This window comes from Nocardioides secundeburneus, assembly GCF_039939255.1.
Classification (GTDB): Bacteria; Actinomycetota; Actinomycetes; order Propionibacteriales; family Nocardioidaceae; genus Nocardioides.
Genome location: NZ_JBDUUE010000003.1, coordinates 351,094 through 371,433, shown reverse-complemented (window position 1 = coordinate 371,433; position 20,340 = coordinate 351,094). Strand labels below are relative to the sequence as shown.

General features: G+C 72.5%; 19 protein-coding genes. 9 read left to right on the top strand and 10 right to left on the bottom strand.

The window, feature by feature from the left end; genetic code table 11:
* Nucleotides 1-190: 190 nt before the first annotated feature.
* Complete coding sequence (locus ABFT23_RS09950; RefSeq protein WP_347894717.1) at nucleotides 191-724, bottom strand: SixA phosphatase family protein; 534 nt, start codon at nucleotides 722-724, stop codon at nucleotides 191-193.
* Nucleotides 725-761: 37 nt separating this feature from the next.
* Here ABFT23_RS09950 and ABFT23_RS09945 point away from each other — a divergent pair, with 37 nt between their 5' ends.
* From ABFT23_RS09945 to ABFT23_RS09930, 4 genes are all read left to right on the top strand, one after another.
* Nucleotides 762-1,739 carry a cyanophycinase gene (locus ABFT23_RS09945; protein WP_347894715.1) on the top strand — a complete coding sequence of 326 codons (978 nt, stop codon included), beginning with the start codon at nucleotides 762-764 and terminating at the stop codon, nucleotides 1,737-1,739.
* Nucleotides 1,732-4,506, top strand: a complete 2,775-nt coding sequence (gene cphA, locus ABFT23_RS09940) for a cyanophycin synthetase (protein ID WP_347894713.1) — start codon at nucleotides 1,732-1,734, stop codon at nucleotides 4,504-4,506. The genes ABFT23_RS09945 and cphA overlap by 8 nt, the downstream gene beginning before the upstream one ends.
* Nucleotides 4,507-4,513: 7 nt before the next feature.
* Nucleotides 4,514-4,879 carry a cupin domain-containing protein gene (locus ABFT23_RS09935; protein ID WP_347894711.1) on the top strand — a complete coding sequence of 122 codons (366 nt, stop codon included), beginning with the start codon at nucleotides 4,514-4,516 and terminating at the stop codon, nucleotides 4,877-4,879.
* 126 nt (nucleotides 4,880-5,005) lie between these two features.
* Nucleotides 5,006-5,701, top strand: a complete 696-nt coding sequence (locus ABFT23_RS09930; RefSeq protein WP_347894709.1) for a YwaF family protein — start codon at nucleotides 5,006-5,008, stop codon at nucleotides 5,699-5,701.
* A gap of 187 nt (nucleotides 5,702-5,888) precedes the next feature.
* On the opposite strand, the gene ABFT23_RS09925 is transcribed toward ABFT23_RS09930, so the two are convergent.
* From ABFT23_RS09925 to ABFT23_RS09910, 4 genes are read right to left on the bottom strand one after another with little or no spacing between them, the layout of a single operon-like run.
* Entirely contained in the window at nucleotides 5,889-7,616 is a 1,728-nt protein-coding gene (locus ABFT23_RS09925) for a Mur ligase family protein (protein WP_347894707.1), read from the bottom strand.
* A gap of 51 nt (nucleotides 7,617-7,667) precedes the next feature.
* The gene (gene fabI, locus ABFT23_RS09920) at nucleotides 7,668-8,450 is read right to left on the bottom strand and encodes an enoyl-ACP reductase FabI (RefSeq protein WP_347894705.1); all 783 of its coding nucleotides are present in this window, start codon (nucleotides 8,448-8,450) and stop codon (nucleotides 7,668-7,670) included.
* Nucleotides 8,451-8,452: 2 nt separating this feature from the next.
* Complete coding sequence (locus ABFT23_RS09915; protein ID WP_347894704.1) at nucleotides 8,453-9,184, bottom strand: beta-ketoacyl-ACP reductase; 732 nt, start codon at nucleotides 9,182-9,184, stop codon at nucleotides 8,453-8,455.
* Nucleotides 9,185-9,234: 50 nt separating this feature from the next.
* On the bottom strand, nucleotides 9,235-9,450 hold the full coding sequence (locus tag ABFT23_RS09910) for a dodecin (protein ID WP_347894703.1): 216 nt from the start codon (nucleotides 9,448-9,450) through the stop codon (nucleotides 9,235-9,237).
* A 55-nt stretch (nucleotides 9,451-9,505) separates the two neighbouring features.
* Between ABFT23_RS09910 and ABFT23_RS09905 the strand changes: the two genes are divergently transcribed.
* On the top strand, nucleotides 9,506-9,823 hold the full coding sequence (locus ABFT23_RS09905; protein ID WP_347894702.1) for a DUF3099 domain-containing protein: 318 nt from the start codon (nucleotides 9,506-9,508) through the stop codon (nucleotides 9,821-9,823).
* Between the two features lie 4 nt (nucleotides 9,824-9,827).
* Nucleotides 9,828-10,031: an acetone carboxylase gene (locus tag ABFT23_RS09900; RefSeq protein ID WP_347894700.1), complete on the top strand. Its 204-nt coding sequence runs from the start codon at nucleotides 9,828-9,830 to the stop codon at nucleotides 10,029-10,031.
* A 32-nt stretch (nucleotides 10,032-10,063) separates the two neighbouring features.
* On the opposite strand, the gene moaA is transcribed toward ABFT23_RS09900, so the two are convergent.
* Together moaA and ABFT23_RS09890 are read right to left on the bottom strand one after the other, a co-directional pair.
* Nucleotides 10,064-11,050: a GTP 3',8-cyclase MoaA gene (gene moaA / locus ABFT23_RS09895; RefSeq protein ID WP_347894698.1), complete on the bottom strand. Its 987-nt coding sequence runs from the start codon at nucleotides 11,048-11,050 to the stop codon at nucleotides 10,064-10,066.
* Nucleotides 11,051-11,136: 86 nt separating this feature from the next.
* Nucleotides 11,137-13,044, bottom strand: a complete 1,908-nt coding sequence (locus tag ABFT23_RS09890) for an alkaline phosphatase family protein (protein ID WP_347894697.1) — start codon at nucleotides 13,042-13,044, stop codon at nucleotides 11,137-11,139.
* Between the two features lie 202 nt (nucleotides 13,045-13,246).
* Here ABFT23_RS09890 and ABFT23_RS09885 point away from each other — a divergent pair, with 202 nt between their 5' ends.
* Nucleotides 13,247-14,101, top strand: coding sequence for an SURF1 family cytochrome oxidase biogenesis protein (locus ABFT23_RS09885; RefSeq protein WP_347894695.1), 855 nt, complete (start codon nucleotides 13,247-13,249; stop codon nucleotides 14,099-14,101).
* A gap of 4 nt (nucleotides 14,102-14,105) precedes the next feature.
* Here the strand turns inward: ABFT23_RS09885 and ABFT23_RS09880 are convergent, their stop codons facing one another.
* Together ABFT23_RS09880 and ABFT23_RS09875 are read right to left on the bottom strand one after the other, a co-directional pair.
* Entirely contained in the window at nucleotides 14,106-15,989 is a 1,884-nt protein-coding gene (locus ABFT23_RS09880; protein ID WP_347894693.1) for an ABC transporter ATP-binding protein, read from the bottom strand.
* 51 nt (nucleotides 15,990-16,040) lie between these two features.
* The gene (locus ABFT23_RS09875) at nucleotides 16,041-16,835 is read right to left on the bottom strand and encodes an enoyl-CoA hydratase/isomerase family protein (RefSeq protein ID WP_347894691.1); all 795 of its coding nucleotides are present in this window, start codon (nucleotides 16,833-16,835) and stop codon (nucleotides 16,041-16,043) included.
* An 82-nt stretch (nucleotides 16,836-16,917) separates the two neighbouring features.
* Between ABFT23_RS09875 and ABFT23_RS09870 the strand changes: the two genes are divergently transcribed.
* Together ABFT23_RS09870 and ABFT23_RS09865 are read left to right on the top strand one after the other, a co-directional pair.
* Complete coding sequence (locus ABFT23_RS09870) at nucleotides 16,918-17,628, top strand: SDR family NAD(P)-dependent oxidoreductase (protein ID WP_347894689.1); 711 nt, start codon at nucleotides 16,918-16,920, stop codon at nucleotides 17,626-17,628.
* Nucleotides 17,625-18,677, top strand: coding sequence for an S-adenosylmethionine:tRNA ribosyltransferase-isomerase (locus ABFT23_RS09865; protein ID WP_347894687.1), 1,053 nt, complete (start codon nucleotides 17,625-17,627; stop codon nucleotides 18,675-18,677). Before ABFT23_RS09870 ends, ABFT23_RS09865 begins: the two co-directional genes overlap by 4 nt.
* Nucleotides 18,678-18,690: 13 nt before the next feature.
* Here the strand turns inward: ABFT23_RS09865 and ABFT23_RS09860 are convergent, their stop codons facing one another.
* A complete protein-coding gene (locus ABFT23_RS09860) occupies nucleotides 18,691-20,289 on the bottom strand; it encodes an ABC-F family ATP-binding cassette domain-containing protein (RefSeq protein ID WP_347894685.1) in 1,599 nt (532 codons plus the stop codon).
* Between the last annotated feature and the right edge of the window lie 51 nt (nucleotides 20,290-20,340).

The following is a 20,340-nucleotide window of genomic DNA, read 5'->3' as shown; positions in this document are numbered from 1 at the left end:
TGCCGATCCTAGGAGCGGCCGGCTGGTCGGGTCGCCGCCGGGCCTGCGGCCCCGACGATGGTCGAGGTGCGAGGCCGCCTGCGGCCGAGCCTCGAGACCCCCTGACCGACGACGGTCGACCCGGCACGCCGTCCCGGTGGCCTCGAGGCTCGTCGCACCTCGACCAGCGTCGTCGCGACCAGCGCGCGGCTCAGCCGCGCGCCACGTGGAAGGCCCGCACGCTCGCCCGGCCGTAGCCGAGGTCGGCCCACGGGCCCGCGACGTCGAGGACGACGACCGCGCTGGTCGGGAAGGTGGTGACGGTCAGCTCGTTGGTGGCCTCGACGTCGCCCTCGCCGTCGTCGAGCATGGCCGCGAGCGAGTGCATGGTCGGGTTGTGGCCGAGCACGACGGCCGTGGTGACGGCGTCGTCGAGCAGGCGGACGAGGTCGAGCGCGGTGTCGGCGTCGGCGGCGTAGAGGCCCTCGTCGAGCTCGGGCTCGAGCCTCCACCCGGCGCCGTCGGCGAGGTGCTGCCAGGTCTGCCGCGTGCGGAGCGCCGCGGAGACGAGGGCGTGGTCGGGCCGGATGCCACGGTCGCGCAACCAGGCCCCGGCGGCGGCCGCGTCGGACCGGCCGCTCTCGGCGAGCGGACGCTCGGCGTCGGTGGGCCCGCCCTGCTCGGCCTTCGCGTGCCGGACCACCACGAGCGTGCGCGTCGGTTCGGGCCGTGTCGGTTCGGGCATGGGCTGCACGATAGTCGGGGTTCACTAGGGTGCCGGTATGGCTCCAGGTCCCCTCATGATCATCGGCGGCGCCGAGGACAAGCTACGCAGACGGACGATCCTCAAGCAGTTCGTCGCCGAGTGCGGCGGACCCGACGCCCGGATCGCCGTCGTCCCCACGGCCTCGTCGCTCGGCCCCGAGGTCGTCGACGTCTACGACGCCCTCTTCCGGCGCGAGGGCGCGGCCGACGTCGTCGCCATCCGCCCCGAGAGCCGCGACGAAGCCCACGACCCCGACCTGGTCAAGCAGCTGGCCGACGTCAGCGGCGTCTTCATGACCGGCGGCAACCAGCTCAAGCTGTCCGCCATCGTGTCCGGCACTCCCCTGGGCGACGAGATCCTCGCGGCCCGCGAGCGCGGCGTCGTGATCGCCGGCACCTCGGCCGGGGCGAGCATCCAGTCGAGCCACATGGTCGCGTTCGGCGGCCCGGGGTCGACGCCGAAGCAGCGGATGACCCAGGTGGCCGCCGGGCTCGGCCTGCTCGAGTCGTCGGTGATCGACCAGCACTTCGACCAGCGCAACCGCTACGGTCGCCTGCTGATGATCGTCGCCCAGTCCCCCCAGCTGCTCGGCATCGGCGTCGACGAGGACACCGCGGCCGTCGTCCGGCGCACCGACGTCGACGGCGAGCCGCACGAGCTGCTCAGCGTGCTCGGTCGCGGCGCCGTCACGGTGATGGACCCCGCGCGCATCACCACCAACGCCTACGAGGCGCAGCGGTCCTCGGCCATCCTGGCCAGCGGCGTCGTGCTGCACGTGCTGCCCGAGGGCTCGGTCTTCGACCTGACCACGCGCACCCTCATGCCGCGCCCGACGCTCGTCGACCCCGCCGAGGCGGCCGAGATGGCCGAGGCCGGCCAGGACCTCCGCCGGCTCGCTCGCGACATCGCCGCCGCCGACGCCGACCCGAAGACCCTCAAGCGCCGGCTGGCTCGGAGCCGCGGCACCAAGAAGGACGGAGCACGAGATGAGTGAGCGACCCACCCCCGACCTGACGATCGCCGAGACCCGCGTCTACCGCGGCGCCAACGTCTGGTCGTACGACAAGGCGATCCACCTCGTGGTCGACCTCGGCGTGCTCGAGGAGTTCCCGACCAACACGCTGCCCGGCTTCACCGACAACCTCCTCGAGATGCTGCCGGGCCTGCGCGAGCACTCCTGCTCGCGCGGCAAGCGCGGCGGGTTCGTCGAGCGGCTCAACGAGGGCACCTGGCTCGGCCACGTGGCCGAGCACTGCGCCCTGGCGCTCCAGCAGGTCGTCGGCCACGACATCCGCCGCGGCAAGACGCGCGGGGTCAAGGGCCGCAAGGGCCTCTACAACGTCATCTACGGCTACGCCGACGAGAAGGTCGGCCTCGCCGCCGGCCGGCTCGCCGTCCAGCTGGTCAACCACCTCGTCGAGGCCGACCCCGGGTTCGACTGGGACACCGAGCTCGAGGAGTTCATCCGCCGTGCGCAGCGCTCGGCGTTCGGCCCGTCCACGCAGGCGATCCTCGACGAGGCGGTCTCGCGCGACATCCCCTGGATCCGGCTCAACCAGTACTCCCTCGTGCAGCTGGGCCAGGGCGTGCACGCCAAGCGCATCCGCGCCACGATGACCTCCAACACCAGCGCCATCGCCGTCGACATCGCCTCCGACAAGGACCTCACGACGTCGCTGCTGAGCGCCGCGGGCCTGCCGGTGCCGAAGCAGGAGACCATGCGCACCGTCGACCAGGCCGTGCGGGCGGCCGAGCGCATCGGCTACCCCGTCGTGCTCAAGCCGCTCGACGGCAACCACGGTCGCGGCGTCATCCTCGACAACGAGCACGAGGACGACGTGCGCGCGGCCTTCGAGCTCGCCCAGGCCGAGTCGCGCCGCGGCGTGGTGCTGGTCGAGTCGCAGATCGTCGGCAAGGACTACCGCTGCCTCATCATCGACGGCCGCGTCGCGGCGATCGCCGAGCGCGTGCCGGCCTCGGTCACCGCCGACGGCAACTCCACCGTCGAGCAGCTGGTCGACACCGCCAACGCCGACCCCCGCCGCGGCGTCGGGCACGAGAAGGTGCTGACCCGGATCAAGGTCGACGACGCCGCCGTCCAGCTGGTGCGGGAGCAGGGCTTCGAGATGACCGACGTGCCGCCCGAGGGCACGCACGTCAAGCTCGCCCTCACCGGCAACATGTCGACCGGCGGCATCTCGATCGACCGGACCTTCGAGGCCCACCCCGAGAACGTCGAGATCGCCGAGGAGGCCGCCCGCATGGTCGGCCTCGACATCGCCGGCATCGACTTCATCTGCCCCGACATCACCGAGCCCGTGCGCGAGACCGGCGGCGCGATCTGCGAGGTCAACGCCGCCCCCGGCTTCCGCATGCACACGCACCCGACGATCGGCGACCCGCAGTTCATCGCCAAGCCCGTCGTCGACATGCTGTTCCCGCCCGGCGCCACCTCGCGCATCCCGATCGTCGCGGTCACCGGCACCAACGGCAAGACCACCACCTCGCGGATGATCAGCCACGTCTTCAAGGGCATGGGCCGCAAGGTCGGCATGACCTCGACCGACGGCGTCGTCATCGACGAGCGGCTGGTCATCCGCGCCGACGCCTCCGGGCCGCGCTCGGCACGCATGGTGCTGCAGAACCCTCGCGTCGACTTCGCCGTCTTCGAGGTCGCCCGCGGCGGCATCCTGCGCGAGGGGCTCGGCTACGAGCGCAACGACGTCGCCGTCGTCCTCAACGTGCAGCCCGACCACCTGGGCCTGCGCGGCATCGACACCGTCGAGCAGCTCGCCGACGTCAAGGCCGTGCTCGTGGAGGCCGTGCCGCGCGACGGCCACGCCGTCCTCAACGCCGACGACCCGTTGGTGCGCGAGATGCGCCGCCGCTGCTCCGGCCAGGTGGTCTGGTTCTCGATGGAGGAGCCGGGCTCGGAGGTGCGCGACATGATCGACGCCCACTGCCGCCGCGGCGGCAAGGCGCTCGTGCTGAACCCGAGCGAGCGCGGCGAGATGATCGTGGTCAAGCACGGCACCCGCGAGATGCAGCTCGCCTGGACCCACCTGCTGCCCGCCACCTTCCAGGGCCGGGCCCGGATGAACGTGCAGAACACCCTGGCCGCGGCCGCCGCGGCGTTCGCCGCCGGCGCGCCGCTGCACGACATCCGCCAGGGCCTGCGCACGTTCTCGACCAACTACTACCTCGCGCCGGGCCGCCTCAACGAGGTCGACGTCAACGGCGTGAACGTGATCGTCGACTACTGCCACAACGCGCCCGGCATGAAGATGCTCGGCGACTTCGTCGACCGGGTCGGCGACTCGCTGGTCTCCTCGCACGAGCTGGCCCGGCCCTCGCGCATCGGCGTCATCGCCACCGCCGGCGACCGTCGCGACCAGGACATGCGCGAGCTCGGCGAGATCGCCGCCCAGCACTTCGACGTCGTCGTCGTCCGCGAGGACGCCAACCCGCGGGGCCGCGAGCCCGGCGAGGTCGCGGCGCTCGTCACCGAGGGCGTGCGCGCGGCGATGGCCGACGGCGCCCGGTGCAAGCAGGTCGAGGAGGTGCACGACGAGATCGAGGCCGTGCACCACGCGATGTCCCGCGCCAACCGCGGCGACCTCGTGGTCATCTGCGTCGACAAGCACGCCGCGGTGATGACCGAGCTCGAGAACTGGTCGCCGATGGCCCAGGCCGGCTCGGGGGTCAGCGACGACGCGCCGAGCGCCGACCCCGACTTCGTGGCTGCGCCCACCGCGGAGTGAGGCTCTCGTGAGGGTGCTCGACGTCGGCGCGGCCCCGCGTCGTCCGGTGGAGTCGAACGGCAGCCGCGGGTTCACGATCGGCGCCATCGCCGTGACGGCCGAGGCCCACCTCGTGACGGTGCGCCTGACGCCGGGCGGCGTCGTCGGGCGGCACCCGGCCGCCGGTCGACAGCTGCTGCTCGTCGTCGAGGGAGACGCGACCGTGAGCGGCGCCGACGGCGTCGAGTGCGAGCTCGGCCCCGGCCAGGCGGCCGTGTGGGAGCCGGGCGAGGCCCACACGACCCGCTCCGCCGGCGGATTGCTGGCGCTCGTCGTCGAGGGTGACCTCGACGTCGGCGAGCCCGGCCACGTGGTCGACCCGGGCGACGTCTAGCCCGGTCTCGGGCCCGGCCGGTCGGGCGGTGCGTGAGCCACCGTCCCGCCCCGACCCGGACGCCCGTTCGGTGGCTCACCTACCGCTCGGACGGGCCGGCACCGCCCCGTACGGCATGCTGGCCGCGTGGACCAGTTCGGCACCGCCCACCTGCTGATGCTGGCCCTGTTCGTGGTCGGCCTGCCGCTCGCCTACCTCGTGGGCCATCAGGAGCGGCTGCGCGGCGACCGGCGCCTGAGCAAGGGCCTGGCGATCGCCGTCCCCGTGGTGCACGTGCCGACCCAGGTCTACGACGCGGCCACGGGCTTCGAGCTCGGTGTCACGTTGCCGTTCCACCTGAGCGACCTCGCCTGGATCGCGACGGCGGTCGCGCTGTGGACCCACCACCGGGCTGCCGTCGCCCTCACCTACTTCTGGGGCCTGGTGCTGACCACCCAGGCCGTCGTGACGCCGTCCCTGGGCGAGGACTTCCCCGACCTCCGGTTCTTCGCCTACTGGTTCATCCACCTGCTCGTGGTGTGGGCGGCGGTCTTCCTCGTCTGGGGCCACCGGCTCGCGCCCGGTTGGCGGGAGTACCGGTTCACGCTCGGCGTCACCCTCGCCTGGGCCGTGCTCGCCTACGCGTTCAACGAGGTCGCCGACACCAACTACGGCTACCTGCAGCGCAAGCCGAGCGGCGGCTCGGTCCTCGACCTGCTCGGCCCGTGGCCGGTGTACGTGCTGGCCGAGATCGCCATCGTCGCGACGATCTGGGCGCTGATGACCTGGCCGTGGAAGCGCAAGCCCGCAGGAGCGCCGCGAGGAACGAGCGGCGCTTCGTAGCGGGCGCAGGTCGGGCACGCGACACGGGTGAGGACGAACCCGGGTGAGCGCGTCGAGACCACCGCAGCCGGTCTCGGAGACGTACCCGCACCTGAACCGCCAGCAGCCGTCGTCGGCCCGCTCGATCTGCCTCTGCGGTGGTTTCGACGCGCCCGTTGCGACCTCGTCCCTCGGTCGCAGGGCTTGCTCAACCTCCTCGCGACTCGCCTCGACCTCCTTCGTCGGTCGCGGCGGCCGCTCGGACCTTCTGTGCGAGGGTCTCGTTGGTGTCGGGCGTGCCGCCGTTGTCGGCGATCCAGTCGTAGCACTCCTGCCGCTCCGCGTGGCACATCAGCCCGACGACGTCGCCCGGCAACGCCTGGCCGACGAGGGCCGACAGCGCCGCGACCTCGGTGGGGTAGGCCGGCACGCCGGTGACGCCGACCCGCTCTGCGCCGGCGCGCATCAGGGCCTCGAGCTCCTCGATTGTGCGACCGCGCAGGTAGCGCTCCTTGTGCCCGATGGCGACGACGTCGCTGTCGCGGGCGGCGATCTCCCCGAGCTTCTCGATGAGCTCGTCGGTGCGGTCGCCGACGACCCCCAGGCCCAGCAGGATCCGGTGGCCGGGCGGCCGGACGCCGTTCATGATCTCCACCATGGCCTCGAGGCCGGCCTCGTTGTGGGCGAGGTCCATGACGACGGAGACGCCGTTGGGCATGGTGAAGAAGTTCATCCGGCCCGGGTTGTGCTCGGCGTCGGGCCGGAAGGTGCGCAGGCCCTCGACGACGACGTCGCGCGGGATGCCGATCGCCAGCGCGGCCGAGGTCGCGGCGAGGGTGTTCTCGACGTTGAACCGCGACAGCCCGGCGAGGGTCATCGGCACGTCGACGAGCTCGATCATCGGGTCGGGGTCGGCGCCGGGACGCAGCACCGAGACCCAGCCGTCGATGACGACGGTGGCGCGGCCGCCGTCCGACAGCGTCTCGCGGACGCCGGGCGAGTCGACGTCGCGCGAGAACACCCACGGGCGGGCCCGGATCACCTGGCGCATCGCGTAGACGCGAGGGTCGTCGGCGTTGAGCACCGACCAGCCCGAGCGCCGGGTGATCTGGGCGACCACCGACTTCACCTCGGCCAGCTGGTCGACGGTGTCGATGCCGTGCAGCCCGAGGTGGTCGGCGGTGACGTTGGTGACCACCGAGACGTCGTTGCGCACGAGGCCGATGCCCTTGAGCAGGATGCCGCCCCGGGCCGTCTCGGTGACGGCCAGCTGCACCTGTGGGTGGGCGAGCACGCGGCCGGCGCCGCTCGGGCCGGAGTAGTCGCCGGCCTCGACCAGCTCACCGTCGATGTAGATGCCGTCGGTGTTCGACCAGCCCACGAGCCGGCCCTGGGTGCGCGCGATGTGGGCGATCATCCTCGACGTCGTCGTCTTGCCGTTGGTGCCGGTGACGGCGACGACCGGGATCGACGGCTTGATCGTCGTCGGCCCGGGTCCGGCCTCGGCCTCGGCCACCCGTTGCGCGGCCGCGCTGACCGCGGCGTCGAGATCGGCGCCCGGGACGGCGTCCAGCACGTCGGCGATCGCCTGCCCCATCTCCTGTGCCTTGGTGCGGTGGCGCCACGGGAACGCCACGACGATGGTGTGCGGGTCGGCCGTCGAGCGCACGCGCACGGCCAGGCGCAGCGTGCCGGACTCATGGGCGATCGCGCGCACCAGTCGTCCGACAGCGCGTAGCGCGAAACGTTGCCGGAACCCCGAGTCGGAGGCGCCCGGCCGCGCGTTGCGCAGGCCGATGCGCGAGGCGAACCGCGACGCCGTCTCCTCCGAGGCCGCGCTCAGCCCGCTGATGTCGAGCGTCAGCTTGATCGCGGCGCGCGGGAAGTACAGGTTCGGCCCTTCGAGGACCCGGAGCTCGATGAGGGAGGACGACACACGCGCACGTTACCGAGGTGCGCCACCGACGTGCGCCGGTGGAGGTGCGGCTCAGGCACCCATCGCGTGGAAGCCGCCGTCGACGTGCACGATCTCGCCGGTGGTGGCCGGGAAGAAGTCGGAGAGCAGCGCCACGACGGCCTTGGCGGTGGGCTCGTGGTCGGCGTTGTCCCACCCGAGCGGCGACTTGGTCTCCCACAGCGACTCGAGGTCCTCGAAGCCCGGGATGGCCTTGGCGGCCAGGGTCTTCAGCGGTCCTGCCGAGACCAGGTTGACCCGGATGCCCTCGGGGCCGAGGTCGCGAGCGAGGTAGCGCGACGTCGACTCGAGCGCAGCCTTCGCGACGCCCATCCAGTCGTAGACCGGCCAGGCGGTCGTGGCGTCGAAGGTGAGCCCGACGACCGAGCCGCCCTCGGCCATGAGCGGCTTGGCCGCCATGGTCAGCGACTTCAGCGAGTAGGCCGAGACCTGCACGGCCTGGGCGACGTCGTCCCAGGGGCCGGTGAGGAACTTGCCGCCGAGCAGCGTCTCGGGGTTGCCGTAGGCGATCGAGTGGACGACGCCGTCGAGCCGAGCGTCGGGGCCGAGGTGCTCGCGCACCTGGTCGGCGAGCCCCGCGAGGTGGTCGTCGTCGGTCACGTCGAGCTCGAGCACCGGGGCCGGCTGCGGCAGCCGGCCGGCGATGCGCCGGGTGATGCCGAGTGCGCGCCCGAAGTTGGAGATGAGCACGGTCGCGCCCTGCTCCTGGGCGACCTTCGCGGTCGCGAAGCCGATGGACTTGTCCATGGTCACGCCCGCGACCAGGATCGTCTTGCCCTCGAGGATGCCTGCCATGATCAGTGCCCCATTCCTAGTCCGCCGTCCACCGGGATGACCGCTCCGGTCACGTAGGCCGCGCCGTCGCCGGCCAGCCAGGTCACCGCCGAGGCCACCTCGCCCGGGTCGGCGTAGCGTCCGAGCGGCACCTGCGAGCGGATCGAGGCCTTCTGGTCGTCGGTGAGCACCGAGGTCATGTCGGTGTCGACGAACCCCGGCGCCACGACGTTCGCGGTGATCGAGCGCGACCCGAGCTCGCGGGCGAGCGAGCGGGCCATGCCCACCAGGCCGGCCTTGGACGCCGCGTAGTTGACCTGGCCGGGCGAGCCGAGCAGGCCCACGACGGAGGAGATGAAGATCAGTCGGCCACGACGCTGGCGCAGCATGCTCTTCGAGGCGCGCTTGGCCAGCCGGAACGAGCCGGTCAGGTTGGTCTCGATGACGCTCGACCAGTCGTCGTCGGACATCCGCAGCACCAGGGTGTCGGCGGTGATGCCGGCGTTGGCCACCAGCACCTCGACCGGGCCGAGCTCGGCCTCGATGGTGGCGAAGGCGGCGTCGACCGCGGCGCCGTCGGTGACGTCGCAACGGACGTCGAGCGCGCCCTCGGGCGCGCCGCCGCTGCGGGTCGTGACCGCGACGCGGTCGCCCTGGGCGAGGAACGCCTCGGCGATCGCGCGGCCGATGCCGCGGTTGCCGCCGGTGACGAGGACGACGCGGCCGGCGGGGGTGTCGGGACTGGCTTCGCTCACGTCACGCGACGCTAGCGATTACTCGCCCGTAGTCCGAACGGGCGTGGCCCCTACTCGTCGTCCTCGAGGCGGAAGCCGAGCTTGAGCCCGACCTGGTAGTGCTCGACCTGGCCGTCCTTGATCTGGCCGCGCACCTGGGTGACCTCGAACCAGTCGAGGTGCCGCAGGGTCTTGGACGCGCGCTCGATGCCGTTGGAGATGGCCTCCTCGATGCCGTCGGGAGAGGTGCCGACGATCTCGGTCAGGCGGTAGGTGCGGTTGCTCATGTCCCTCACCCTAGGGGTGTCCGGCCCGTGCCACATCGCCGCGTACGATCGAATCATGGCGCGACGGCAGCAGACCGACGACGTCGTCCGGATCACCACCGCGGCGGCCAACCGGGCCGACGACATCCGCGCCCGGCAGAGGCGCTACCTGTTCTCGATGAGCCTGCGCACGCTGTGCTTCGTGGGTGCGATCGCGGCCTCGATGGCCGGCATCGACTGGCTGTGGCCCATCCTCATCGCGGGCGCGCTCGTCCTGCCCTACATCGCGGTCGTCATGGCCAACGCCGCCGCCAACCTCTCCGACGGCTTCCGGCTCCGCGAGGGCGACTTCACCCGCCGCGAGCTCGAGTCCGGCTCGCACCGAGAGCTCTGACGACGTGGGCGGACCCGACCCCGACACCTGTTCGGCCAAGGGCTGCAAGGTCGACGCGACCTGGCAGCTGCAGTGGAACAACCCCAAGATCCACACCGCCGATCGCCGCAAGACGTGGCTCGCCTGCGACGAGCACCGCGAGTCGCTGTCGCAGTTCCTCGGCGCGCGTCAGTTCCTGAAGGACGTCGTCCCGCACGTGCCGGCCTGACCGCCCTCGACGCCGGTCGTCCGTCGGAGCCGTCAGCCGCCGATGGCCGACATCGGCCGATCGGGCTGCAGGAACGTGGGGTCGTCGATGCCGTGGCCGGCGGCCTTGCCGCGCATGGCGACCATCCATCGCTCGGCCAGCTCGGCGTCGCTCGCACCGGCCCGCAGGGCCGCGCGAAGGTCGGACTCCTCGCGGGCGAAGAGGCAGGTGCGCACCTGGCCGTCGGCGGTGAGCCGGACGCGGTCGCAGTCGCCGCAGAACGGGCGGGTGACCGAGGCGATGACGCCGACGGTGGCCGGGCCACCGTCGACCAGGAACAACTCGGCGGGGGCGCTGCCGCGCGGCTCGACGGCGGGGGTGAGCACGAACGCCGTCTCGAGCTGGGCGAGGATCTCGTCGGCGGTGATCATGCCGTCGCGCGACCAGCCGTGCTGGGCGTCGAGCGGCATCTGCTCGATGAAGCGCAGCTCGTAGCCGCGCTCGAGGCACCAGGCGAGCAGCTCGACGGCCTGGTCGTCGTTGACGCCGCGCATCAGGACGGCGTTGACCTTGACCGGTCCGAGACCGGCGTCGGAGGCGGCCGCGAGCCCGGCGACGACGTCGTCGAGCCGGTCGCGGCGGGTCAGCTGGTGGAAGGTGTCGGCCCGGACGCTGTCGAGGCTGACGTTGACCCGGTCGAGCCCGGCGGCCGCCAGGGCGGGTGCCGTGCGGGCGAGCCCGAGCCCGTTGGTCGTCAGCGACGTCTCGACCCCGAGGGCGTGGCTGCGCGCCACGATGTCGACCAGCCCACGACGCACCAGCGGCTCACCGCCGGTGAACCGCACCTCACGGACGCCGAGGTGCTCGACGGCCACGCCGACCAGCCGGACGACCTCGTCGTCGGTGAGCTGCTGCTCCAGGGGCATCCAGTCGAGGCCCTCGGCCGGCATGCAGTAGGTGCAGCGCAGGTTGCACTTGTCGGTCAGCGAGACCCGCAGGTCGGTGGCCACCCGGCCGTAGCGGTCCTCGAGCTTCCCCATCCCCCGAGTCTACGGACACCATGGCTGGTCGGAGGTAGGCCCGCCGTCGAGCACGCGTGCCGCGAGCGCGACGACGGGCCGGGGCGCTACTTCCAGACAGTCAGGTTCTGCTTGTCGTTGATGCGGCTGCCGGGGAGGGCCGGGAGCCGCAGCGCCTGCAGCAGGAGGTTGGCCGCAGAGCCGACCATGATGGGTCCTTGCGCGCCGTAGGCCCCTCGTGCGGTGCCGGGTCGCCGGTAGACCGGGTTCATCGCGTAGAGGTCGCCGCCGATGCGGACCCCGGCGCCCCACGCCAGGAACGGCACCCGGTAGGAGTGGAAGCCGGTCGCGCCGACGGTGCTGCCCTGGCCACCGGAGGTGCCGACGAGGACGACGAGCGTGCGCCCCTTGGTCTGCTGGCCGGCGTTGGAGTAGTGCATGATCCGGCCGGCGACGCTCGCGACGCCGCGGACGGCGTTGAGGTACTCCGGGCTGTCGAAGCCGTGCTCGCGCCCGGCCCGCTCGGGCCCGCTGAGGGCCACGACGGAGACGTCGGCCGGCGTGCTGGAGGTCAGGTCGCTCACCACGCTGCGAGCCACCGCCTCGTCGCCGGGGAACGACTGCACGGAGGTGAACTTGTCGGTGCCGTTGTCGACCCAGTACGGGTCGCGGCCGCCCGCGTCGCGCCAGCTGCGCACGAGCATCTGGTCACGGTCCTGGGTGGTGTAGAGGCGGGTGCTCAGCTGGTTGTTGTGCGCCATGTCGAAGATGCTCGACACGTACTTGCCGGCGGCGTCGTGCACCGTTGCGCCGGTGTCGGCGTCGGAGACGACCCGGTGGCCGTCGACGCCGGTGGTCACCGCCCGCCCGGTCAGCACCGAGGTGAGGTTGGGCAGCGGCAGTGTCGACTCGGGCGCCGTGCGGGCGTCGAGGGTCGACGTGCCGCGCCGGCGCATCAGCGTCAGCCAGCGGAGCCGTTCGGCATCGCGTGCGATCACGTCGGACCGGAGCCCGTTGACGGCGATCAGGACGACCTTGCGCACCGGCAGTGCGCGGGCCTTCGGCGTCGGCACGTGCACGTTGGCGATGATGAAGGGGTGGTCGCTGGCCTGGTTGACCTGGTCGTCGTCGAGCGCGACGTAGCCGGTGAAGGAGGCGTTGGGGGTGCCGACGATCCAGTCGACGCTCATCGCCGGCGGCACCTGGCAGGTGCTCGCGTCGGCGTAGCCGCCGTTGGCGGCGCGGACCGGCGCGATCTTCAGCATCGTGCAGACGAACCGCTCGCGCTCGTTCATGTCGCCGGTGAGGAAGACCGGCACCTTCGGGTACTGGCGGTGGAGACCGGCGACGAGCGTCGCCTGACGCCGCATCCCCTCGTCGCGCCACTTCTGGGCCGGCCCCGACGTGTTGGCCGGCAGGTGCACGTTCGAGACCCAGAACCGCGTGCCGGTCGCCCGGTGGCGCAGCATGACGTACGGCATCTTGTAGATCTCGCCCTTGAAGTAGGGCATGGCCAGCCACTTGGCCTGCACGAGCTCGTACTCGCTCTTGCGCCACGTGATCGAGTTGTGGCCGGCGGCCTCGCCGAGGCTCGCGCCGGGGTAGAGGCCCCACCCGGACGAGTAGCGCTGGTTCCACAGGGCGACCTGCTCCTTGTGCATCTCCTGGAAGCCGATCACCCCGAGCTTGCGCTGCTCGATGACGTTCTTGGTGATCGTCAGCCGCTGGCTCGACGGCAGGTAGTTGTCCCGGGGACCGCCGTCGGTGTGCCCGGCGCCGAGCAGGTTGAACGACCCGAGCTGGAACACCGTGGTGCCGGCGGGCTGCCGCGCGGCCTTCTTCTTCGGCGCCTTCTCCGCCGGGGCCTGGGCGACGGTCGCCGGTCCGGCGACGCCGGGGGCCGGTCCGGCGACGCCGGGGGCCGGCGCGGCGAGGCCGAGCGCCGTCGCCAGGGCGGTCAGGGCGGCGAGGCCGGCCAGGGGGCGCAGCACACGTCGGGGGGATCGGGCGAGCACGTCGTACCTCCAGGTGGCCCACGCTCCAGGGAGGAACTGGGGCGAATGTGACCAGAGTGTCGGATGTTCCTTCGGCATCCTAGGGGCACGAACGGTGGTCTGTACCGGCTCGACGCAAACTCCGACCGTCCGGTCAGCCGCGCGTGGTCACCCCGGACGACGCGCCCGCACCGCCTGCCGGACCCGAGGTTAACCTTGCCGGGTGGGCTCCTACCGCTTCCTGCTGAGCCGCCGCTGGCTCCTGTTCGGGGTGGTGGTGATCCTGCTGTCGACGTTCGCGTGGTGGCTCGGCGAGTGGCAGTTCGGCCGGCTCGACGAGAAGAAGAGCAGCAACAGCGTCGTCCGCACCAACGAGAACCTGCCGCCGGCACCGGTGGCCGAGGTGCTCTCCCCCGACCAGGACGTCGACCCGGCCGACGAGTGGCGCCGGGTCGAGGCCACCGGGACCTACGACGTCGACCACACCGTGGTCGTGCGCTACCGCAGCAACGACGACGGCGCGCCCGGCGTGCAGGTCGTCGTCCCGCTGGTGACCGACGAGGGCCTCTCCCTGGCCGTCGACCGCGGTTTCCTGGCCACCGACGCGCGCTCGCTGGCCGGCATCGAGGTACCCCCCGCACCCACCGGCGAGGTCACGGTGGTCGGGTGGGTGCGCGTCGACGGCACCGGCGCGAGCACCGCGGTCGACCTCGAGCCAGACGGACTCTCCACCCGGGCCATCTCCTCCGACCGCATCGCCCAGGCCGTCGGTCGGCCGTTCTACGACGGGTTCGTCGACGTCGAGACCGAGAACGGCGAGCCGGCGTCGGGCCTCGCCGCCCACGACCTGCCCGACCTCGGCAACGGCCCGCACTTCTTCTACGGCCTGCAGTGGTGGTTCTTCGGCGTGCTCGCCCTGTTCGGCTTCGGCTACCTCGCCTACGACGAGCGCCGGCGCGGGCCCCGCGGCGAGCGGCAGCGCCCGACCCGGAACCCGCGCCCCGACCGGCCCGACCGGCCGGTGAAGGAGAAGAAGGTCCGCCAGACCAACGTGCGCCGGGAGTTCCAGCGCCGCTGAGGCCTCAGGCCGGCGCCACCTCGGGTGCGGTGTCGAACTGCGTGCGGTAGAGCTCGGCGTAGAGCCCGCCGCGGGCCAGCAGCTCGGGGTGGGTGCCGCTCTCGACGATGCGACCGTCGTCGACGACCAGGATCTGGTCGGCGTTGCGCACCGTGGAGAGCCGGTGGGCGATGACGAGCGAGGTGCGACCCACCAGTGCTGCGTCGAGCGCCCGCTGGACGGCGGCCTCGGACTCGGAGTCGAGGTGCGCCGTGGCCTCGTCGAGGACGACGATCGCGGGTGCCTTGAGCAGCAGCCGCGCGATCGCGAGCCGCTGGCGCTCGCCGCCCGAGAGCCGGTAGCCGCGGTCGCCGACGACGGTGTCGAGGCCGTCGGGCAGGGCACGGACCAGGTCGGCGACCTGGGCGGCGTCGAGCGCCTGCCAGATGTCGTCGTCGGTGGCCTCGGGCCGGGCGTAGCGCAGGTTGGCGCCGATGGTGTCGTGGAACATGTGGGCGTCCTGGGTGACGTAGCCGACGACGTCCTCGAGCGACTGCAGGGTGACGTCGCGCACGTCGTGACCACCCACGCGCACCGCGCCGGCGTCGACGTCGTAGAGCCGGGCCACGAGATGGGTGATGGTCGACTTGCCGGCGCCGGAGGGCCCGACGAGGGCGATCATCTCCCCCGGCTCGGCGACGAAGCCGACGTCGTGGAGCACCGGGGCGTTGTCGCGCGAGGTGGGCCGGGCGACCTTCTCCAGCGAGCCGAGCGAGACCTGGTCGGCGCGCGGGTAGGTGAACGAGACGTGGTCGAGCTCGAGGCGGCCGGCGTCGCGGGGCAGCGCGTGCGCGCCGTGCTTCTGGCGGATCAGCGACGGCAGGTCGAGCACCTCGAAGACCCGCTCGAAGCTGACGAGCGCCGTCATGACGTCGACGCGGACGTTGGACAGGCCCTGCAGCGGCCCGAGGAGGCGCAGCAGCAGCGTGGCGAGCGCGAGCAGGGTGCCGACGGTGAGGGTGCCGTCGACGGCGAGGTGACCACCGACGCCGTAGACGAGCGCGGTGGCGAGAGCCGGCACGAGCATCATGGAGGCGCCGAAGATCCGGGTGATGAGCGAGATGCGGACGCCGAGGTCGCGGACGACGGAGGCCTTCTGGGCGAACAGCTCGTCCTCCTCGCTGCGTCGTCCGAACAGCTTGAGCAGCATCGCGCCACCCACGTTGAACCGCTCGGTCATCGCGTTGCCGAGGTCGGCGTTGCCGTCCATCTGCTGCCGGGTGAGGCCGGCGAGCCGCGCCCCGACCCAGCGTGAGACGAGGAACAGGATCGGGAACATCACCAGGCACAGCAACGTCACCTGCCAGCTCAGGGCGATCATCGCGATGCCGACCACGACGACCGCGATGGAGTTCGACACCACGCTCGACAGCGTGGAGGTGAAGGCGCGCTGGGCGCCGACGACGTCGTTGTTGAGGCGGGAGACGAGGGCACCGGTCTGGGTGCGCGTGAAGAACGCGAGCGACTGGCGCTGCACGTGGGCGAAGACCCGCGTGCGCAGGTCGTAGATGAGGCCCTCGCCGATGCGTGAGGAGAACCAGCCGCCGAGCACGGCGAGCACGGCGCTGAGGACGGCGGCGCCGGCCATCGCGAGGGCGAGCAGCGTGACGAGGCGGGTGTCGCCGGCGATGATGCCGTCGTCGACGATGCGCTGCACGAGCAGCGGGGTGACGATCACCATCGAGGAGTCGATGACGGTGACGGTCAGGAAGATCGCGATGAGGCGGCGGTGCGGGCGGGCGAAGCCGAAGACGCGGCGCACGGTGTCGCGCGAGACGCGCCGGTCGACGACGCTGCGGTCGGAGCGGAGCGAGCGCCAGGCGGCGGCGTTGGGGGACATGGAGGACATGGGTCCACCTCCTGTGAGGTCGAGGTGCTCGCCCGCCCGGTGTGGGCCCGGTCAGGGAGTCAGCAGGGTGGCGAGCTCGCGGAACCGGCGGGCCTGGGCCTCCCGCTCGAGCCGACGTTGGGTGTCGAGGTCGTGGTGGGTGGCGCTCAGGACGAGTGCCGTGGTCTCGCGGACCGCACCGGCCATCGGTGCGGTGAGGGCGGCGACGAGGTCGGCCAGGCGGTCGTCGAGCCGGTCGGCGGGGACGGCGTCGAGCGCGATGCCGATGCGCACCGCCTCCTCGGCGCCCACGTTGCGTGCCGTGGCGCAGATCTCCAGCGCCCTCGGGTACCCAACCGCGTCGACCAGCGGTTTTGTTCCCGTGAGGTCGGGGACCAGCCCGAGCGCGGCCTCCTTCATGCACAGGTAGGCGTCGTCGGCCATGAGCGTGAGGTCGCACGACAGGGCCAGCTGGAACCCGGCGCCGATGGCGTAGCCGTGGACGACGGCGATCGAGACGAACCGCGGGTCGCGCAGCCAGGTGAAGCCCTGCTGGTAGGCCTCGATCGTCGTCGAGACCTCGTCGTCGGACTGCGAGAGCAGCTCGGCCACGCTCTCCTGCCCGTCTCCCCCGCCCGGGGTCAGCAGCGTGCGGTCGAGACCGGCCGAGAAGGTCGACCCGGCACCCCGGACGACGACGACCCGGACGTCGTCGGGCAGCTCGGCGCCGATCTCGGCCAGCGTGCGCCACATCGTGGGGGTCTGCGCGTTGCGGGCGTCGGGCTTGTCGAGCGTGACGGTGGCGACCGCGCCGTCGACCTCCAGACGGAGGCGGGCAGCGGCGAGCCGGTCGGCGGAGAGGGTCATGGGCCTGAGCATAGGCACCGCCACCGACAGGTCCGGCCGAGCCCTTGAACTCAACCTCACTTGAGGTCCAAGGATGGTGGACATGCCAGTCGCACTCGTCACCGGAGGGTCCGCCGGCCTCGGCCGCGCCCTCGTCCACGCGCTCTCGGCCCGGGGCTGGGTCGTCGTCACCGACGGCCGCGACGTCGACCGCCTCGCCGCCGCCGCAGCCGACCTCGTGGGCGTCGTCCCGATCGCCGGCGACGTCGCCGACCCCGACCACCGGGCCGCGCTGGCCCGCGAGGTCGGCTGGCACGGGCGGCTCGACCTGCTGGTGCACAACGCCAGCACGCTCGGCCCCCTGCCGATGCGGCCGTTGCGCGAGACCGCCGTCGACGACCTGCTCGGCGCGTGGCACGTGAACGCCGCCGCGCCGCTCGCCCTGACCACCCTCCTGCTCCCCCACCTGCGTGCCGCCGACGGCGTCGTGCTCTCGGTCTCGAGCGACGCCGCGGTCGAGCACTACGAGACCTGGGGCGCCTACGCCGCGGGCAAGGCCGCCCTGGAGCACCTCACGCTGACCCTCGGCGTCGAGGAGGGCCTGACGACGTACGCCGTCGACCCGGGTGACATGCGCACCGCGATGCACCAGGACGCCTTCCCGGGCGAGGACATCTCCGACCGCCCGACCCCCGAGTCGGTCGTGCCGTCGTTGCTCGCCCTGGTCCGCAAGAGGCCGCCGTCGGGCCGCTACCGCGCCGCCGACCTCGCCCCGGCGACCGCCCGCCCCGACGCCGAGGAGGTCGTCGCATGAGGACCGTCCACGAGACCCCGACCACCACGTTCACCGCGCCCGACGTCGCCCCCGCGCCGGCCGAGGCTCGCGGGGTCGACCGCGACGCCACCCGGCTCCTCGTCGCGCGCCCGGACGGCGTCACGCACGCCGCGTTCCGCGACCTCGCCGACCACCTCGCGGCTGGCGACCTCGTCGTCGTCAACGACTCGGCCACGGTCGCCGGTCAGCTCGACGGCCGCTCGAGCCGCCACGGCGCCGTCGTCGTGCACGTCGCCACCCCGCTGGACGACGGCACCTGGGTGGTCGAGGTGCGCACGGCCCCGGCCGCGGCGCGCGCCGTGCTCGACGCCGCTCCCGGCGACCGGATCACCCTGGCCGGCGCCGCGCTCGACCTGCTCGAGCCCTACCCGCGCGACGGCTCGTCGCCGACGTCGTCCGGCAACCGGCTGTGGCGGGCACGCGCGACCGGCGACGTGGTGCGGGCCATGAGCCGGCACGGCCGGCCGATCTCCTACGGCTACCTCGACCGCGCCTACCCGCTCTCGTCGTACCAGACCGTCTTCGCCACGAGGCCCGGCAGCGCCGAGATGCCGTCGGCCGCCCGGCCGTTCACCGACGACCTCGTGACGCGGCTGGTCTCCCGAGGCATCGGCGTCGTGCCGATCACCCTGCACACCGGGGTCTCGTCGCAGGAGGCCGGCGAGGCGCCCCAGCCGGAGCGGTTCGAGGTCACCGACGCGACAGCCCGTCTCGTCAATGCGGTGCGTGCCGGTGGTGGCCGCATCGTCGCCGTCGGGACGACGGTGACCCGGGCCCTCGAGTCGGCGGTCGCCGACGACGGGCGCGTCGTCCCGCGCAGCGGCTGGACCGAGCGCGTCGTCACCCCGGCCGACCCGCCACGCGTCGTCGACGGGCTGGTGACCGGGTGGCACGACCCGGCGGCCTCGCACCTGCTGCTGGTCGAGGCCGTGGCCGGCGCCCGGCTCACGCAGACGGCGTACGACGCCGCGGTGGCCGAGGGCTACCTGTGGCACGAGTTCGGCGACGCGGCCCTGCTGCTGCCCTGACGGTGGAGCGAGGTCAGGCGAGCGAGACCAGGTCGGCGTAGCCCTCGTTCCAGAGGTCCTCGTCGCCGTCGGGCAGCAGGAGCACCCGGTCGGGCTCGAGGGCCCGGACGGCGCCCTCGTCGTGGGTGACCAGGATGATCGCCCCCTCGTAGCCGCGGATGGCCGTGAGGACCTCCTCGCGGGAGGCCGGGTCGAGGTTGTTGGTCGGCTCGTCGAGCAGCAGCACGTTGGCGCTCGAGACGACCAGCGACGCCAGGGCGAGACGGGTCTTCTCGCCGCCGGAGAGCACGCCGGCCGGCTTGGCGGCGTCGTCGCCGGAGAACAGGAACGAGCCGAGCACCGAGCGCGCCTCGGTGTCGGTGAGCTGGGGCGCGGCCGACTGCATGTTCTCGAGCACGGTGCGCTTCGTGTCGAGCGTCTCGTGCTCCTGGGCGTAGTAGCCGAGCTTGAGACCGTGACCCGGCACGACCTCGCCGGTGTCGGAGGCGTCGACGCCGCCCAGGATGCGCAGCAGCGTCGTCTTGCCGGCGCCGTTGAGGCCGAGGATGACGACGCGCGAGCCGCGGTCGATGGCGAGGTCGACGTCGGTGAAGACCTCGAGCGAGCCGTAGGACTTCGACAGCTCGCGTGCGGTGAGCGGCGTCTTGCCGCAGGGTGCGGGCGCGGGGAACTTGATGCGGGCGACCTTGTCGGCGGCCCGCTCGCCCTCGACGCCGGACATGATCTTGTCGGCGCGCTTGAGCATCGACTGCGCGGCCTGGGCCTTCGAGGCCTTGGCGCGCATGCGGTTGGCCTGGTCGGTGAGGGTCTTGGCCTTGTTCTCGGCGTTCATCCGCTCGCGCTTGCGACGCTTCTCGTCGGTCTCGCGCTGCGTCAGGTAGTGGCGCCAGCCCATGTTGTAGAGGTCGATGACGCCCCGGTTGGCGTCGAGGTGGAAGACCTTGTTGACCGTCTGCTCGAGCAGCGCGTTGTCGTGGGAGATGACGATGAAGCCGCCACTGTGCTGCTTGAGGTAGTCGCGCAGCCACACGATCGAGTCGGCGTCGAGGTGGTTGGTCGGCTCGTCGAGGATGAGCACCTCGGCGTCGGAGAACAGGATGCGCGCGAGCTCGACCCGGCGCCGCTGGCCGCCCGAGAGGGTCTTCAGCGGCTGGTGCAGGATGCGCTCCTCGATGCCGAGGGACGCCGCGATGGTGGCGGCCTCGGACTCGGCCGCGTAGCCCCCACCGGCGTGCATCTCGTCGTCGGCGCGGGCGTAGCGCTTCATGCCCTTCTCGCGCTGCCGCGGGTCGTCGGAGGCCATCATCGCCTCGGCCTCGCGCATGCGGCGCACCACCTCGTCGAGCCCGCGGGCCGACAGGATGCGCTCGCGGGCGAGCACCTCGGGGTCGCCGGTGCGCGGGTCCTGCGGCAGGTAGCCGACCTCGCCGGTGCGGGTGACGTAGCCGCCGGCGGCCTGGGCCTCGCCGGCCAGGATCTTGGTGAGCGTCGTCTTGCCGGCCCCGTTGCGCCCGACGAGCCCGACCTTGTCGCCCGCGGCGACGCGGAAGCTGACGTCGGACATGAGGAGCCGGGCACCGGCCCGGACCTCGAGCTGGTGAGCGCTGATCATGGTGGTTCGATTCTAGGGAGCCCACGGCGTCCGGGCCCCATCGGCGGCGTG

Bases quoted from the DNA above. Each gene is read 5' to 3' on its own strand.
- ABFT23_RS09950 (WP_347894717.1), bottom strand. From the start codon at position 724: ATGCCCGAACCGACACGGCCCGAACCGACGCGCACGCTCGTGGTGGTC.
- ABFT23_RS09945 (WP_347894715.1), top strand. From the start codon at position 762: ATGGCTCCAGGTCCCCTCATGATCATCGGCGGCGCCGAGGACAAGCTA.
- cphA (WP_347894713.1), top strand. From the start codon at position 1,732: ATGAGTGAGCGACCCACCCCCGACCTGACGATCGCCGAGACCCGCGTC.
- fabI (WP_347894705.1), bottom strand. From the start codon at position 8,450: ATGGCAGGCATCCTCGAGGGCAAGACGATCCTGGTCGCGGGCGTGACC.
- ABFT23_RS09910 (WP_347894703.1), bottom strand. From the start codon at position 9,450: ATGAGCAACCGCACCTACCGCCTGACCGAGATCGTCGGCACCTCTCCC.
- ABFT23_RS09905 (WP_347894702.1), top strand. From the start codon at position 9,506: ATGGCGCGACGGCAGCAGACCGACGACGTCGTCCGGATCACCACCGCG.
- moaA (WP_347894698.1), bottom strand. From the start codon at position 11,050: ATGGGGAAGCTCGAGGACCGCTACGGCCGGGTGGCCACCGACCTGCGG.
- ABFT23_RS09880 (WP_347894693.1), bottom strand. From the start codon at position 15,989: ATGTCCTCCATGTCCCCCAACGCCGCCGCCTGGCGCTCGCTCCGCTCC.
- ABFT23_RS09875 (WP_347894691.1), bottom strand. From the start codon at position 16,835: ATGACCCTCTCCGCCGACCGGCTCGCCGCTGCCCGCCTCCGTCTGGAG.
- ABFT23_RS09870 (WP_347894689.1), top strand. From the start codon at position 16,918: ATGCCAGTCGCACTCGTCACCGGAGGGTCCGCCGGCCTCGGCCGCGCC.
- ABFT23_RS09865 (WP_347894687.1), top strand. From the start codon at position 17,625: ATGAGGACCGTCCACGAGACCCCGACCACCACGTTCACCGCGCCCGAC.
- ABFT23_RS09860 (WP_347894685.1), bottom strand. From the start codon at position 20,289: ATGATCAGCGCTCACCAGCTCGAGGTCCGGGCCGGTGCCCGGCTCCTC.